Below are 14,544 nucleotides of genomic sequence, written 5' to 3'. Positions count from 1 at the left end.
ACGCACATAATGGCCGCGTGGGCGCCGCGCGTCCACTCCCGCCCACCGGAAGGGGACCGACGTGAGCGACCGGCACCATCGCGACCACGGCCACGAGCACCCGGATCGCGGCCACGAAGACCCGCACCACGGCCGCGGGCACCCGCACCTCGGGCACAAGGCGCACCACGACCACAGCCACGGGCACGACCACGACCACGGGCACGACCGCGGGCACTCCCGCCGCGGTCCGCTTCGCCGCCTCCGTCATCTGCTCGCCCCGCATTCGCACGAGACGGCCGACAAGCTGGATCCGGCGCTGGAGTCCTCGGCGCGGGGGATGCGCGCGCTGTGGGTGTCACTGGCCGTGCTGGGGGCGACCGCGCTGGCGCAGGCGGCCGTGGTGGCCGTCTCCGGGTCGGTGGCGCTGCTCGGGGACACCGTGCACAACGCGGCCGACGCGCTGACCGCCGTCCCCCTCGGCATCGCCTTCGCGCTCGGCCGCCGGGCGGCGACCCGCCGGTTCACCTACGGCTACGGCCGCGCCGAGGACCTGGCCGGACTGGTCATCGTGCTGACGGTCGCCGCATCGGCGGCCTTCGCCGCGTGGGCGGCCGTCGGGCGGCTGCTGGACCCGCGTCCGGTCGCCCAGGTGCCGGCGGTCGCGGTGGCCGCGCTGCTCGGTTTCGCGGGCAACGAGTGGGTGGCCCGGTACCGGATCCGGGTGGGCCGGGAGATCGGCTCGGCCGCGCTCGTCGCCGACGGGCTGCACGCCCGCACCGACGGATTCACCTCGCTGGCCGTGCTGTTGGGAGCCGGCGGTACCGCGCTGGGCTGGCACCTGGCCGACCCCGTCGTGGGGCTGGCGATCACCGCGGCGATCGTGCTGGTGCTGCGGGACGCGGCGCGGGAGGTGTTCCGGCGGGTGCTGGACGCCGTCGACCCGGCGCTGGTGGACCGGGCCGAGCGGGCGGTGCGCGCGGTCGAAGGGGTGCGCGGGGTGGGCGAGTTGCGGCTGCGCTGGATCGGGCACCGGCTGCGGGCCGAACTCGCGGTGGTGGTGGACAGCGAGGCCACGCTGCGGCAGGCGCACGCGATCGCCGTCGAGGCCGAACACGCCCTGCTGCACGCGGTGCCGAACCTGACGGCCGCCCTGGTCCACGCCGACCCGGCGCCCGCCCCGGGCGAGACGGACCCCCATCTGGCGCTGGCCCATCACCTCACGGGATGACCGGCGGCGGGGCCCATCGCACACCCCGGCCTGCGGCTCACGCCACCCCGAGCCCCTCCAGCACGACGGCGCCGGGGAGTTCGGCGAGGGCCTTGCCGGGGACCAGGAGCTTGCCGCGCCGGCGTCCGCTGCCGATCACGACGTAGGGCAGGTCGATCACGGCCGAGTCCACCAACACCGGCCAGCCGGCGGGCAGTCCGAGCGGGGTGATACCGCCGTACTCCATGCCGGTCTCGCCGGTCGCCGTCTCCATCGGGGCGAACGACGCCTTGCGGGCGCCCAGTTGACGGCGGACGACGCCGTTGACGTCGGCCCGGGCGGTGGACGGCACCACACAGGCGGCCAGCCGGGTCTCACCGGCCCGCTTGCCCGCGACCACCACGCAGTTCGCCGACCGCTCCAGCAGGTCCCGGCCGTAGTGCTCCACGAAGGTGGCGGTGTCGGCCCAGCGCGGGTCGGTGTCGACGTAGAGGATCTGGTCGGCCGGGACCGCGCCCTGCCAGGCGCGTACGGCGTCGGCGACGGGGGCGGTCAGCTCGTCGAGGCAGTCCGGGGCGGGGGTGACGGTGTCGAAGTCTCCGATGGGCGCGCGCATGAGCGCACGCTAACAAGACCGGCGGCACCGCCGTGCCGGCGTCTTGCGGAACGGACGGACGTACGGCACGGAGGGGCTCGCCGCACGAGCGGTCCTCGGGGCGCGGGCGGGCGCGCTCACGGCACGGGTGGTACGGACACCGCCATCACCATCTCCACGGGCACCTCACCCGTGTTGCCGTACCAGTGCGGGACGTCGGCCTCGAAGGAGGCACTGGCGCCGGCCGGCACGCGGTACTCCGTGCCGTCCACGGTGAGCGTCAGCTCGCCCGCGGTGACGTGGACCAGCTCGACCGTGCCGCCGGGGTGCGGCTCGGAGGGGCTGATGTCGCCCGGCATCAGCCGCCAGTCCCACATCTCCAGCGGTCCGGGCGCCTCGGTGCCGGCGAGCAGCCGGTTGTAGCTGCCGGCCTTGGTGTGCCAGAGCCGTACGGCCCGTTCGGCGGGGACGATCCGCACCTTCGGGCCCCGCTCGTAGTCGAGGAGCGTGGTGATGCTGATGCCGAGCGCGTCGCCGATCTTCACGACCGTGCCGATGCTCGGGTTGGTGCGGGCCTGCTCGATCTGGATGAGCATGCCGCGGCTGACGCCGGCCCGGGCGGCGAGCACGTCCAGCGTGAAGCCGCGCACGGCGCGCCAGTGCTTGACGTTGCGCGCCAGGGACTGGGTCAGGAGTTCTAGGTCCGACACATGGGGTCCAATATCCGGAAAGTCAATTATTTTAGCCAGTCGAGTTCAATGGATTGAACTACGGTGAGGTGCACTCGTGCGTTCACCGAACTGTACTGCGAGGCCGGCCATGACAGCATTCTTCGCCCTGCTCACCAGCCTCATGGACTGCTGACCCGGCGCACTTCGGCGCTGACGGTCGTGGTCGTCTCGCAGGGCATCGCGGGGGTCGTGCTCGGCGCGATCCTGCTGACGCTGGGCGCGGCGGTCGGCTTCGGCACGGTGTTCGCGCTGATCGCGGAGGCGTCCACCACAGTGACCGGGCTGTTCCTCGCGCTGTTCGTGCGGCGGGTGACGGACGTGACGGTGGGCGGGGTCGCGCTCGCCATCTCGGTGCGGCGCGGCGGGGCCGTCGTACCGGAGGGCGGGTTCCCGTGGGACTCGCTGCCCGCGCGGGCGTTCGTCGGGCTCGCCGACGTCGCGGCCAACGGCACCTACGCGATGGCCACCCGGAGCGGTCCGGTCACCGTCGCCGCCGTGCTCGCCTCCCTGTACCCGGTGGTGACCGCCCTGGCCGCACGCGGCTTCCTCAAGGAGCGGCCGCGCGGCATCCGGACGGCGGGCGCGGGCCTGGCCCTGCTGGGCACCCTGCTGCCGGCGACGGGCTGAGCCGCCGTCGCCGTCAGCCGTCGGGGTCCAGGGCGGCCAGCCGGGCCACCGCCTCCTCGTCCAGGTCGGCCAGCGCGCGCAGCTGGCCCGGTGTGACGTCGTCCGGTAGCGGCACCGGCGCGGGCGTGCGCAGCGGCGGCTGCCAGCCGGCGTCGGGCGTCCAGCGCCGTACGACCTTGGCGGGCGCCCCGGCCACCACCGCGTGGTCCGGCACCGTGCCCCGCACCACCGCGCCGGCCGCGACGACCACGTTCCGGCCGATCCGCGCCCCCGGCAGGATCACCGCGCCGGTGCCGACCCAGCAGCCCGGCCCGATCTCGACCGGCTCCATGCGCGGCCACTGCTTGCCGATGGGCTGCCGCGGGTCGTCGTAGGAGTGGTTGGTGGAGGTGACGTAGACGTACGGGCCGAAGTAGCAGTCGCTGCCGATGGTGACCGTGGTGTCCGCGATGACGTGGCTGCCCCGGCCGAGGACCACGCCGTCGCCGATGCGCAGGATCGGGTCCGGACCGAGGTCCAGGTCGGGCATCAGGCCCGCGGTGAGGGTCACCTGCTCCGCGATGATGCAGTACGACCCGAGCCGGATCCACGGTTCGCCGAAGACCGTGCCGAGCGGGAAGGCCAGCCGCGTGTGCTCGCCGATGGCGCCGAAGCGGAAGCGGCCGGGGTGCTCGGCCGTCACCGAGCCCGTGCGCCGCACCCACTCCCAGCCCGCGTGGACGGCGCGCTGGGCCAGGCGCTGACCCCAGGATGAGAACGTGTTCTTGCGCTTCGGCACCCGCTCACGTTACTCACCGGTTGTGCCCGGCGAGAGGCCGGGCCGCTGTGATCTTCGCCCCACCCGGTGTCGTACGGTTCGGGCACGGCACGCACACAAGGAGACGGTGATGACGCAGAAGGCGCTGATCGTGGGCATCGGGGGCAAGGAGCCCCAGGTCGATCCGGAGGCGTTCGTGGCACCCACGGCGTCCGTGGTCGGGGACGTCACGCTGCACGAGGGGGCCAGTATCTGGTACGGGGCCGTCGTGCGCGGGGACATAGAGAAGATCACCGTGGGAGCGCGGGCCAATGTGCAGGACAACGTCACCCTGCACGCCGATCCCGGGTTCCCGGTGCGCATCGGGGAGCGGGTGTCCATCGGGCACAACGCGGTGGTGCACGGGGCGACCGTGGAGGAGGACTGCCTGATCGGGATGGGCGCGACCGTGCTGAACGGCGCGGTGATCGGGGCGGGCTCGCTGGTGGCCGCCCAGGCGCTGGTCCCGCAGGGAATGGTGGTGCCGCCCGGGTCGCTGGTGGCGGGGGTGCCGGCGAAGGTGCGGCGGTCCCTGTCGGAGGAGGAGCGGGAGGGCGTGGTCCTCAACGGCACGCTGTACGCCGATCTGGCGAAGGCGCATCGCGAGGTGCACGAGTAAGAAGGGGTGTACCGGGGGGTATGGAGTCGGGGGGCGGACCAGTAAGGGGGGTTTCCGCCCGGCGCCGCCGCCGGTTCACTCCCCGGCGTTCACGGGCTCCGCTTCCGCTTGCCGCTGCTCCGCCTGCGCCTGGGCCTTCTTCGCCTTGCGCTTGAGGATCAGCATGGAGCCGAGTCCGATGAGGACGGCCAGGCCCAGGCCGACGTAGGAGAAGCGCTTCAGCCAGTCCTCGGCGACGATGCCGACGTAGTAGATGACGGCCGTGGTGCCCCCGGCCCAGCAGATGCCGCCGAGGACGTTGGCGATCAGGAACTTCCAGTACGGCATGTGCAGGACGCCCGCGAGGGGGCCGGCGAAGATGCGCAGCAGGGCGACGAAACGGCCGAAGAAGACCGCCCACATGCCCCACTTCTCGAAGGAGCGCTCGGCGGTGGCCACATGGCCCGCGCTGAAGTGGCGTGGGAACTTTCTGCCGAGCCAGGCCAGCAGCGGGCGTCCGCCCTTGCGGCCGATGGCGTACCCGATCGAGTCGCCGATCACCGCTCCGGCGGTCGCGCAGGCGCCGAGGATGACCGGATTGACGCCCGTGTGCTGCGACGACATCAGAGCCGCCGAGACCAGGACGATCTCGCCCGGCAAGGGGATGCCCAGGCTCTCGAATCCGATCACCAGGCCCACCACGGCGTAGACGGCGGCGGCAGGCACCGAGTCGAGCCATTCCTGGACGTGCACCGCCGGTTCCTCCCCTGTCGCTGACCTGGATGTCCTGCGTGTCCGGGCCCCGGCATGCAAAGCGCGGCCCAAGGGAAGGCTACCTGGTCGGCGCCGAACGGCCGCCTGCCCGCCCGCCCGGCGGCACCGTTCCGCCCGCCCGCCTTATGTTTCCGGACATCCCCGTGTCACGCGGGAGGGGAAGGCTCCACGCGGTTTCGCCCGGCCCGCTCCCCCAGGCCCGCAGGGGCCCGCCGCGGAAGGACGACGTCCCGTGTCCCCAGCTCCGACCCCACCCCCGTCGACGTCCACGCCCATGTCCGCGTCTACGTCGTCCACGTCCACGTCCGCCTCCGGCTCGCTTCCGCGTCCGGGCGCGGAGACCTCTCGTGTCGATCCGGAGTGTGCGGCTCCGGAGTGTGCGGCTCCGGCGCGGTCGGTGGCGTCGCGCGGGCCGGCCCGGTCGCTGCGGCTGGTGCTGTGCCTCGTTCCGGTGCTGTTCGCCGTCGGCTGGGCGGCGGCGAACCGGCCCGTCGTGTACGAGGGGTTCCGGCGGCTGGTCGCGGCCGATCCGGGGTGGCTGGCGGCGGGCGCCGGGTTCACCTGTCTGACCTGGGTGGCCGCCTCCTGTGTCCGGCAGGGCGCGCTGCCCGACCCGGTACCGCCCCGGCTGCTGCTGGCCTCGCAGTTCGCCGCTGGTGCCGCCAACCACGTGCTGCCCGGCGGACTCGGCGCGCACGCCGTCACCCTGCGGTTCCTGCGCGGGCAGGGCGTACCGCTGGAGCGGGCCACCGCGTCGATCGGCCTGTACTCGATCGCCAAGTCCGTCGCGAAGACGCTGGTGCTGGTGGTGTTCCTGGCGGCCTCACCGGCCCGGCGGCGCCTGGCAGAACTGATACCGGACGGGCGGCTGCTGATACCGCTCGCGGCGGGCGTGGGCGGGGCGGTCACGGTGACCGGGGTGCTGCTGGCGGTCGTACGGCCGCTGCGGCGCCCGGTGGCCGGGCTGCTGCGCACCGCCGTGTCCGACGCGCGCGCGGTGCATGCCCGGCCGCGCCGGGTGCTGGCGCTGTGGGGCGGGGCCGTGGCGATGCCGCTGGTGCAGGCCGGCGCGCTGGCCTGTGTGGCGGCTTCGCTGGGGCTGGGGCTGCCCTGGGAGCAGGTGGTGCTGGCCCATCTGGCGGCGGGCACGGCCGTCGGGGCGGTGCCCGCGCCGGGCGGCCTCGCGGTCGACGCGGCGCTGGTGTGGACACTGGTCGCCTTCGGCGCCGCGCTCGCACCGGCGACCGCGACCGTCATCGGCTACCGGGTCCTGACCGACTGGGCACCGCTGCTGCCGGGCGCGGTGGTGCTGTCCGCACTGATCCGCCGGAATGTGGTGTGAATGGAGCTTTCAGGCGTTCATGGGGTTGACTCGGATGCGGGCCACGGGCCGCGGGCCACGAACCACCGGCCGCCGGCCGCCGGGAGAAAGCCTCGTGCTTCGCGGAAGCGCCGGAAGCGCTGTGAACGGAGCTTTCAGGTGTTCTCCGCGTCAACTCGGCACCGGGAGAACCGCTCCGGCGGGCGGGGCGGGAACTGCGCGGTGTGTCGTATCGCAGCGCCCAGGGCAGTGTGAGCGAGGTTTTCAGTGCCCCGGAGGGCGGGCGGGGGCAGGGGCGGTGTGAACGCGGCTTTCAGGCGTTCACGGCTTTGACTCCCGCCGCCACCAGGCGAACCCGCCCCGCCGAACGTCAGCCACGTCCACGGAACGAAGCGAGCCGCACCGCGTGCGATTGGTGTGAACTCCGCTTTCAGGCGTTCACCGCACTAACCCCATTAACCCGCCACCGCGGTCACCCCCGCCCCACTCGAAACGCCCCGCGCGGGAAATTCCCGTGCGCTCGCTACGTACCCGGTGCCACCGTGTGGCCATGACAGGCATCGAGGCGCTTCTGATCGGCGGTCGGTCCGGTGTGGGCAAGACCACGGTCGCCTTGGAGACGTCGGTCCTCCTACGGGACGCCGGCGTCACCCACTGCCTCATCGAGGGCGACCTCCTCGACCACGTCCACCCCGCGCCTCCGGACGATCCCTTCCGCACCCGCGTCACCCGGCGCAACCTCGCCGCCCTGTGGGCCAACTACGCCGACCTGGGCGTGCGACGCCTGATCTACACCAACACCGTCAGCATCCTCGAACCGGACCTGATCCGGCAGGCCGTCTCTCCCGCCGCCCCGCCGAGGATCGTCAACGTCCTGCTCACCGCCACCGACGCGACAGCGCGCCAACGCCTCGGCGGGCGGGAACGCGGCTCCGAGCTCGACGTCCACCTGCGCCGCAGCGCCGCCGCCGCGCAGCGTCTGGAGGCGGAGGCTCCGCCGGGAACGGTACGCATTCCCACCGACCAGCGCACCGTTCGCGCCATCGCCGAGGACGTCGTGGCCGCCACGGGCTGGTCCCGCTGAGCGGCCGACGGGGCCGGATACGGCGGCAACCCCGGGATCCCTCCTGCCCGACGCCTCGCCGGCTCCTCGTACTCGTACGTCCTCACGGGCGCCGATGTCAGCGGCTCGGCCCGGCCGCTCGCCGCCTCCCCCTTGGCTCCGCGCGCCTCGGGGACGTGCTCGCTCCTCGGCCCCCTTCCCCTGACCCGCGCGCCCCGGCTTTCCCCGCAAGGGGTCACCGGTCCGGCGGCGCCCGGCCCCGCCCGACGGCCCGCCGCGAACCCCGCCCGACGCACCCGACGCACCCGGCAGGCTCGGCGCGACCGACGGGCCCGGCGCGACCGGCCGCCGCCCCGGCCCGGCACCCGCACCCGCAGGGGGCGCTTCGTCCGGCTCCGGTTCCAGCGCCCACCTCTGGTCCAGGGAACCGTCGTCGCGGTGTACGACGCCGACCGCCGTGCCCCCGCGGGCGGGCCCCGGTGCCAGGGCCAGGCCGGGGTGGTGGCGGAGCAGGATCTCGCCGTGGAGTGTGACGTCGTAGGAGACCTCCCCGGGCGGCACCGCGCAGCCGGCCAGGGCGACGGTTCCCGTGGCGGGGTCGGCGGTGAGGCAGAGGGCGGGGTCGGCGGTGCTGCGCAGGAGGCCGTCGTCCTGGTAGGTCCACTGCTGGGAACCGGCCGCCGAGCACGGCGCGAGCCGGACGCCCGCGCCCGCCGCGACCCGCTCCCCGCGCACGTCCAGGCAGCGCCCGGAGGCCAGGCCCCGCAGGGTGCCGTGGACGGTCGCGGCCGGGTCGCCGTAGGAGGCGGCGGAGTGCGCGTCGGCGCCTCCCGGGAGCGGGGAGTCCGCGACGGGCGCGGCCCAGGGGGCGCCGGGACCGGGGACACCGTTGTCATCGGACCAGCTCCTGACCGACAGGGCGGTGACGAGCAGCGCGAGGGAGGCGAGCCCGACGCCGATGGCCATGGCCTTGCGATGGCGCCCGGCGGAGAGCGGGCCTCGGGGTGCGGTCACCCGGGTCCACCGGATATGACGGTCACGACTGCCACGACTGTCATGACGGCCGGGACGGTCACGTAGGGACGGCCGGTCCTCCCGGGCGGCGCGGGCCGGTCGGGAGCCGAGGTAGCGCCGGGCGCCCCAGCCGAGCACGCTCTCGGCGAGGAGCAGGGGCAGACCGGTGTCGAAGTGGCCGAGTTGCTCGGCGGCGTACCGGCAGTGCGGGCAGACCGTCAGATGCCGGCGCACTTCCGGCAGCAGGGGGCCGCCGCGGCGCAGCGGGATGTCCAGGAGCCGGTTGTGGAAGCGGCATTCCTCGGTGGGCGCGAGTTCCCGGTGAGCGCGTAGGCAACCGGCGCGGAATTGCTCGCGTGCCCGTTCCAGCGCGGCCGTCGCGGTGACCGTGTCGATACCCAGCAGACCAGCGGGTATGTTTATGGGTTCGGCCTCGACCTCGGTATGCCAGAGAAGGCATTGCGCGGCGCTGGGAAGGGACCGGAAGGCGTGGGCGGCGAGCCATCTGCTTTCCGCCGGGCCGGGCTTTGTCGCGCGCAGTCCGCGACCGCCGGTGGTTTTGCGCAATTCCGGCAGGACGGTGCGGACGGCGTCGTCCGCCGCCCAGGTACGGACCGTGTCGCGGACGGCGACGAGCAGCCGCGGCCGCAGGGCGCCGCCGGTCACGCCGGTCGCGCGTGGCATGCCGGGCACGCCGACCGTTCCGGTCACGCGCGGCGCACCGCTCCCGCCGACTCCGGTCCCCTCAGCCCTGCCGGTCACGCCGGTCGTCGCCTCTGTGAGCACCTGCTGGAAGGCCGCGGCGGCGACGAGTTGGGCGGTGGGGCCGGTGACGGCCAGGCAGACCACGGCGTGGTCGAGGGTGGCCCGCCAGTGCCGGGCCAGCAGCAGCGCGACGGCGTGCCGGTGGCCGTCGGCGTCCGGGCCGCCGAGCCTGGCGAGGAGGGCGGGGTCGGACTCCCCGGCGGGGCCGGGCAGGGGCGGGTAGGGCGGGCGTGGGGGGTAAGGGGGCTGCACGGAAACACTTCCTTTCCAGCCGCAGGACCGCATGCGCGCGGGCGTCCCGTGGAAAACAGTGCCTGTCGGTGCATACGTGCATACCTAAAGGGCCGGCCGGACGTCGGCGTCCGCCTTTGCCCTCCCGCAGGGAGGCTCCCCTTGGCACAGGCGACTCACAGGAAACAAGAAGTCGGAATACCCCGGCGGTGAAGTCTGCCCTTCCCGCATTAGTTACCGCTGGTATCTCCGGACGGCGTTCGACCCGGCGGCCGACTTCTCGACGCAAAGGCCGGATGGCGGGTCAAATGTCCACTTCCGGTATTCGTGCGGTCGGTCCGGCGCGCGGCCCCGCCGACATCCGGTCAAACCATGGCCGACGCACCGTTGCGCCCTTCCTCCTCCCCGGCACGGTGCGTGATGCTCTGCTCACTGGGGGAGAGCAACGGTTCCCGCAACCCACGGAGGAGCAGACCATGCCGCTCGGAAGGATCGCCGTCTACAACGACGCGGACGGCGTGGGCATCATCACCGACGAGGACGGTGAGAGGCGCCCTTTCTCCTGCATGGAGACGCAGACGACCCGCGAGGGTCAGCGGGTCGCCTTCGAGGTGATCGGAGCGAAGGCGACCAATGTGGTCGCCATCCGGTGACCCCGCCCCGAACACCGGCGCCCCGCCCCGGTGTCGACGGGGCGGGGCGCGGTGTCGTGCGGGCCGGCGCGCGGGTTACTTCGTCCCGTCGGACGGCCTGAGCGTCCACACGACGCTCATCTCGCCGGTCACCGCGCCGTCCGCGCGCCGTATCTCGACCGACACGGGGAACTCCGGGCGCTGCCCGGCGTCGAGTTCGGCGACGACCTCGGCGGCCGGGCGGCCCAGCGTCGCGGTCGCGGTGACGGCGCCCATCGCCAGCTTCTTGTAGGTGATCTCGGCCCGCACGGCGAGCGGTACGGCGCGCGAGAGCTGGTCCCCGAAGGCGGCCAGCACGATGGCGCCGCTCGCCGACTCCCCGAGGGTGAACATCGCACCGGCGTGCGGGCCGCCCACGTGGTTGTGGTACGCGCCCTGGTCCGGCAGGGACACCACGGCCTTGTCGGCCGTGGTCTCCAGGAACTCCAGGTTCAAGGTCCGGGCCATGGGCACGGTGGCGGCGAGCATCTCGCCGATCGACATCTGGTCTGCGCTCATGGCCGCCATGTTACTCACGAGTAGCCGGGGCTGGCCAGAGAAGCGCACTAGGGTTACCGGCCATGTGGCCAGATCAGCAGCCGCCAGGGGGCGCGCAGAACCCGCAGCACGATCCGCGGCAGAACCCGTACCAGCAGCCGGGACACCCGCAGCCGAACCCGTACCAGCAGCCCGGACACCAGCAGCACCAGCAGCCCGGCCCGTACGGGCAGCAGCACCCCGGCACGCCGTACGGGCAGCAGCACCCCACCGCCCCGTACGGGCAGCAGCCCCCGGGCTCCCCGTACGGACAACAGCCGCCGAGCGGCCCGTACGGGCAGCCGCAGACCGTCCCGTACGGGCAGCCGCCGCAGTGGGGACAGCCGTCCGCGCCCGAGCCCCCGCGCGGCGGCGGCCGGACGAAGCTGGTCGCCGTCGTCGCGGCCACGGCCGTCGTGGTCACCGCGGCCGTCACCGGCTTCCTGGTGCTGGGCGGTTCGGAGGACGACGAGGCGGCCGACGGCAAGGACGCACGGACCACGAGCCCGTCGCCGACCGCCACCGCGCCCGCCTCGCCGACCGCGACCGACAACCCGCGCTCCGGCGAGGCCGTGAAGCCGACGGTCCCGGGCTGGAAGGTCGTGCTCAACCCCAAGTACGGCACGGCCTTCGACGTGCCGGCCGACTGGGACGTGCAGCGGACCGGCGTCTTCACCTTCTTCGAGGACAAGCAGAAGGGCGACGGCTCGGCGTACATCGGCTTCTCCGGCGTGTCGTCCCTCAAGCCCAGCTACTGCGTCTCCGACGACGACAAGGACGGCAGGGAGGAGACGTCGTCGCTGGCCGCGGCAGGCACCAAGGGCGAGATGGGCGCCAAGGACACCGCGAGCACCGCCCGGGGCGACTCGGCCGCCTTCGCGTTCGGCGGGTTCACGGACCAGTCCGAGGCGGCCAAGAAGTACCTGCACATCGGCGAGGCGAAGCCCTTCACCACCGCGTCGGGCGTCACCGGCAGCATCGCGACGTCGTACGTCAGCGGTGTGCCGAAGAAGAACAAGTGCGACACCGACGGCAAGGCGGTCACGTTCGCCTTCAAGAACTCCGCGGGCAACTTCGTGTCGTGGTCGCTGTACGGCGCGAAGGGCGTCAAGGAGGAGCTGTCGGACGCGACGATCGACAAGATCCTCGCCACGGTACGGCTGCACGGCGACCCGACCGTGGAGTGACGACCATGGAGTGACGACGCCCGACCGTACCGGCCGCCCCTGACCGGCCGCCCCGACCGCGCGGTGGCCCGGCCCGGCGGCGTCCCGGTCACCGCCGCCGCGCCCGCCTCTGCCTCAGCCTCAGCCTCAGCCGATGCCGAACGCGCCGTCGGGGGGCTGGGGGGAGGGTACGGCGTCGGCGTCCTCCACCGGCCGCGCCGAACCGGTGAACCGCCGTACCGCGGCCCCGTGTTCGACGCGTGCCGGGAAGGCGTCCGCCGCGGTGCGCCGGGCCAGCGCGGCCGTGTCCAGAGGGCGGTGGGAGGCCGCGACCACCACGTTGCCGAACCGCCGCCCGCGCAGCACCGCGGGCTCGGCGACCAGCGCGACCTCCTCGAACACCGCTGCCAGCGTGGCCAGTTGGGAGCGCAGGAAGCCGAACGGAGCGGCGTCGGCGAGATTGGCCAGGTAGACCCCGTCCGGCCGCAGCACCCGCTCGGCCGTGCGGACGTAGGCCAGCGTGGTGAGGTGGGCGGGCACCCGGGAGCCGCCGAACACGTCGGCGATCAGCACGTCGGCCCGGTCGTCCGGCGCGGCCCGCAGCCAGTCCCGGGCGTCGGCCGCGTGCAGCGCGATGTCCGAGCCGGCCGGCAGCGGCAGCTGCTCGGTGACCAGCTCCAGCAGCCCCCGGTCCGCCTCGACGACGTCCTGCCGAGAGCCGGGGCGGGTGGCGGCCACGTACCTCGGCAGGGTCAGCGCGCCCCCGCCGAGGTGCACCACGTCCAGCGCGCGCCCGGCCTCGGCCACGGTGTCCAGCGCGTGCCCCAGCCGCCGCGCGTACTCGAACTCCAGGTACGCCGGGTCGTCCAGGTCCACGTACGACTGCGGGGCCCCGTCGACCGTGAGCAGCCAGGCCCGCTCCCGGTCGACGTCGGGCATCAGCCGGGCGGTGCCGTGGTCGGTGGTCCGGGAGACGGGTATCGATTCGTTCACCCGGCCATTGTGGGCCCCGCGGCCGTACGTCACCGCAGGTACCCGGCGGTACCGGCCCGCCGTCGCGGCCCGCTCGGTACGGCAGGGTAGTTCGGGTCATACGGCGATCACACATGCGCGTCGGTTAGTGTCTGCGGATGCTCGATGCCAACCGCTCTGGCACCGCCCCGACCTCTCCCCCGGCTGCCACGTCCACTCCCCCGGCCGCCACGCCCTCCCTTCTGGCCGCCACGCCGGGGCCGGCCCTCGCCGCGGCCGCGCCCGGCGCCGCGGCCGTGCCCGTGCTGCCGCGCGCCGGGTGGGCCGCGCGCTGCACACGGCTGCTGCTGTCGCCGTACGCCCGCCTGTCCCTGCTGCTCGCGCTGCTGGCGGGCGGGGCGGCGGGGGTGCTGGTGTGCGAGCCGCAGCGGCTGCTGACGCACGGCTGGCCGCCGCAGCTCGGCGGGGCCGCGGCCGCCCTGGTGTTCGCGGCGGCGTACGGGCTGTGCACCGTGGTGTTCGTACCGCGCCCTCTGCTGAACCTGGCCGCGGGCGCGATGTTCGGCTCCCAGGTGGGACTGGCGACGGCGCTCGCGGGGACGGTGCTCGGCGCCGGGGTGGCGTTCGGGCTGGGCCGGGCGCTCGGGCAGGACGCGCTGCGCCCGCTGCTGCGGGGCCGCTGGCTGAACGCGGCCGACGGCCAGCTCAGCCGGCACGGGTTCCGGTCCATGCTGGCCCTCCGGCTGTTCCCGGGCGTGCCGTTCTGGGCGGCGAACTACTGCGCGGCCGTCTCGCGCATGAGCCCGCTGCCGTTCCTGCTGGCCACCGCCCTCGGTTCGATCCCGAACACGGCCGCCTACGCGGTCGCCGGCGCCCGTGCCTCGGCGCCGACCTCCCCCGCCTTCCTGATCGCGATGGCCTGCATCGCCGTACCGGCCCTGGCGGGCACGGTGGTCGCCTGGCGCAAGCGGCACCGGCTGCGCGCCGGGTGAACCGTCGCGTCCGTCCGTAGCGCCGTCCCGGGAGGGGTGTCCGATGTGGTCCAGCGTCATCGCCGTGGCCGGCACACTGCTCGGCGGCGCGCTGACCGCGCTGTTCCAGCTGCGTCGCGAGCGGGCCGCCCGCGACGAGCGCCGGGCGGAGACGCTGCGCGCGGCGCTGGGCGAGCTGGTGGCGGCCCTGGGTGACCACCGGCGGGCCCTGTGGCACCGCGAGGACCTGGTGCTGAGCGGGGCGAGCGAGGAGGCCGTCGACGCGGCCCGGGCGGAGACGCGTGCCACCCGCTCCGCGGTGACCTCCCCGCTGGTCGCGGTCTGCGTCCTCGAACCGGCCCTCACCGCCCCGGCCCGCCGGGCGGCCCTGGCGGCGTTCGCCCTGCGCGAGGCACCCGACCGTGCCGAGCTGGCCGCCCGCCGGGAGGCCGCGATCGCGGCGACGGACGACCTGGTCGCCGCGGCGGGCCGGGCGATGGCTCCGTGAGCGGGGCGGGAGCGG

14 protein-coding genes and 2 pseudogenes are annotated in these 14,544 nt (G+C 74.2%); 9 read left to right on the top strand and 7 right to left on the bottom strand.

From position 1 onward, the window contains the following. Positions 1–61: 61 nt before the first annotated feature. The gene (locus ACSURM_RS30925; protein ID WP_436959055.1) at positions 62–1,210 is read left to right on the top strand and encodes a cation diffusion facilitator family transporter; all 1,149 of its coding nucleotides are present in this window, start codon (positions 62–64) and stop codon (positions 1,208–1,210) included. Between the two features lie 37 nt (positions 1,211–1,247). On the opposite strand, the gene ACSURM_RS30920 is transcribed toward ACSURM_RS30925, so the two are convergent. Both ACSURM_RS30920 and ACSURM_RS30915 read right to left on the bottom strand, forming a co-directional pair. Next, positions 1,248–1,805, bottom strand: coding sequence for a YbaK/EbsC family protein (locus tag ACSURM_RS30920; RefSeq protein WP_436959054.1), 558 nt, complete (start codon positions 1,803–1,805; stop codon positions 1,248–1,250). A gap of 116 nt (positions 1,806–1,921) precedes the next feature. Then, positions 1,922–2,494, bottom strand: coding sequence for a helix-turn-helix domain-containing protein (locus tag ACSURM_RS30915; RefSeq protein WP_436959053.1), 573 nt, complete (start codon positions 2,492–2,494; stop codon positions 1,922–1,924). Positions 2,495–2,662: 168 nt separating this feature from the next. Here ACSURM_RS30915 and ACSURM_RS30910 point away from each other — a divergent pair. Continuing rightward, a pseudogene (locus tag ACSURM_RS30910) lies at positions 2,663–3,142 on the top strand (EamA family transporter); the annotation flags it as partial. Between the two features lie 13 nt (positions 3,143–3,155). Here ACSURM_RS30910 and ACSURM_RS30905 read toward each other — a convergent pair. Then, a complete protein-coding gene (locus tag ACSURM_RS30905; RefSeq protein WP_436959052.1) occupies positions 3,156–3,920 on the bottom strand; it encodes an acyltransferase in 765 nt (254 codons plus the stop codon). A 109-nt stretch (positions 3,921–4,029) separates the two neighbouring features. Between ACSURM_RS30905 and ACSURM_RS30900 the strand changes: the two genes are divergently transcribed. Beyond that, positions 4,030–4,557, top strand: coding sequence for a gamma carbonic anhydrase family protein (locus tag ACSURM_RS30900; RefSeq protein ID WP_436959051.1), 528 nt, complete (start codon positions 4,030–4,032; stop codon positions 4,555–4,557). A 75-nt stretch (positions 4,558–4,632) separates the two neighbouring features. On the opposite strand, the gene ACSURM_RS30895 is transcribed toward ACSURM_RS30900, so the two are convergent. Beyond that, positions 4,633–5,289, bottom strand: coding sequence for a DedA family protein (locus ACSURM_RS30895; RefSeq protein WP_436959050.1), 657 nt, complete (start codon positions 5,287–5,289; stop codon positions 4,633–4,635). A 295-nt stretch (positions 5,290–5,584) separates the two neighbouring features. Between ACSURM_RS30895 and ACSURM_RS30890 the strand changes: the two genes are divergently transcribed. Both ACSURM_RS30890 and ACSURM_RS30885 read left to right on the top strand, forming a co-directional pair. Continuing rightward, on the top strand, positions 5,585–6,652 hold the full coding sequence (locus ACSURM_RS30890; RefSeq protein ID WP_436959049.1) for a lysylphosphatidylglycerol synthase transmembrane domain-containing protein: 1,068 nt from the start codon (positions 5,585–5,587) through the stop codon (positions 6,650–6,652). Positions 6,653–7,181: 529 nt separating this feature from the next. After that, positions 7,182–7,715, top strand: a complete 534-nt coding sequence (locus ACSURM_RS30885; protein WP_436961215.1) for a hypothetical protein — start codon at positions 7,182–7,184, stop codon at positions 7,713–7,715. A gap of 399 nt (positions 7,716–8,114) precedes the next feature. On the opposite strand, the pseudogene ACSURM_RS30880 reads toward ACSURM_RS30885, so the two are convergent. Beyond that, positions 8,115–8,660 (bottom strand): annotated as a pseudogene (locus tag ACSURM_RS30880) (RICIN domain-containing protein); the annotation flags it as partial. A 1,520-nt stretch (positions 8,661–10,180) separates the two neighbouring features. Between ACSURM_RS30880 and ACSURM_RS30875 the strand changes: the two are divergent. Next, complete coding sequence (locus ACSURM_RS30875; protein ID WP_167345716.1) at positions 10,181–10,357, top strand: hypothetical protein; 177 nt, start codon at positions 10,181–10,183, stop codon at positions 10,355–10,357. Positions 10,358–10,432: 75 nt separating this feature from the next. On the opposite strand, the gene ACSURM_RS30870 is transcribed toward ACSURM_RS30875, so the two are convergent. Then, the gene (locus tag ACSURM_RS30870) at positions 10,433–10,903 is read right to left on the bottom strand and encodes a DUF4442 domain-containing protein (RefSeq protein WP_436959048.1); all 471 of its coding nucleotides are present in this window, start codon (positions 10,901–10,903) and stop codon (positions 10,433–10,435) included. 53 nt (positions 10,904–10,956) lie between these two features. Here ACSURM_RS30870 and ACSURM_RS30865 point away from each other — a divergent pair, with 53 nt between their 5' ends. Continuing rightward, entirely contained in the window at positions 10,957–12,099 is a 1,143-nt protein-coding gene (locus ACSURM_RS30865; RefSeq protein ID WP_436959047.1) for a hypothetical protein, read from the top strand. Between the two features lie 126 nt (positions 12,100–12,225). On the opposite strand, the gene ACSURM_RS30860 is transcribed toward ACSURM_RS30865, so the two are convergent. Continuing rightward, positions 12,226–13,071, bottom strand: a complete 846-nt coding sequence (locus ACSURM_RS30860; protein ID WP_436959046.1) for a spermidine synthase — start codon at positions 13,069–13,071, stop codon at positions 12,226–12,228. Between the two features lie 137 nt (positions 13,072–13,208). On the opposite strand from ACSURM_RS30860, the gene ACSURM_RS30855 reads away from it, so the two are divergent. Both ACSURM_RS30855 and ACSURM_RS30850 read left to right on the top strand, forming a co-directional pair. Next, positions 13,209–14,042, top strand: a complete 834-nt coding sequence (locus ACSURM_RS30855) for a TVP38/TMEM64 family protein (RefSeq protein ID WP_436959045.1) — start codon at positions 13,209–13,211, stop codon at positions 14,040–14,042. Positions 14,043–14,085: 43 nt separating this feature from the next. Next, on the top strand, positions 14,086–14,529 hold the full coding sequence (locus ACSURM_RS30850; protein WP_436959044.1) for a protein kilB: 444 nt from the start codon (positions 14,086–14,088) through the stop codon (positions 14,527–14,529). Positions 14,530–14,544 lie beyond the last annotated feature (15 nt).

It is taken from the genome of Streptomyces sp. SudanB182_2057 (assembly GCF_964272715.1).
Taxonomy (GTDB): Bacteria; Actinomycetota; Actinomycetes; order Streptomycetales; family Streptomycetaceae; genus Streptomyces; species Streptomyces rubradiris.
Note: the sequence above shows the minus strand (reverse complement) of the source record. Positions and strands in the feature narration are given on the sequence as shown.

Coding starts and splice junctions, on each gene's coding strand:
- ACSURM_RS30920 (WP_436959054.1), bottom strand. CDS start 1,805: ATGCGCGCGCCCATCGGAGACTTCGACACCGTCACCCCCGCCCCGGAC.
- ACSURM_RS30900 (WP_436959051.1), top strand. CDS start 4,030: ATGACGCAGAAGGCGCTGATCGTGGGCATCGGGGGCAAGGAGCCCCAG.
- ACSURM_RS30890 (WP_436959049.1), top strand. CDS start 5,585: ATGTCCGCGTCTACGTCGTCCACGTCCACGTCCGCCTCCGGCTCGCTT.
- ACSURM_RS30885 (WP_436961215.1), top strand. CDS start 7,182: ATGACAGGCATCGAGGCGCTTCTGATCGGCGGTCGGTCCGGTGTGGGC.
- ACSURM_RS30875 (WP_167345716.1), top strand. CDS start 10,181: ATGCCGCTCGGAAGGATCGCCGTCTACAACGACGCGGACGGCGTGGGC.
- ACSURM_RS30870 (WP_436959048.1), bottom strand. CDS start 10,903: ATGGCGGCCATGAGCGCAGACCAGATGTCGATCGGCGAGATGCTCGCC.
- ACSURM_RS30865 (WP_436959047.1), top strand. CDS start 10,957: ATGTGGCCAGATCAGCAGCCGCCAGGGGGCGCGCAGAACCCGCAGCAC.
- ACSURM_RS30855 (WP_436959045.1), top strand. CDS start 13,209: ATGCTCGATGCCAACCGCTCTGGCACCGCCCCGACCTCTCCCCCGGCT.
- ACSURM_RS30850 (WP_436959044.1), top strand. CDS start 14,086: ATGTGGTCCAGCGTCATCGCCGTGGCCGGCACACTGCTCGGCGGCGCG.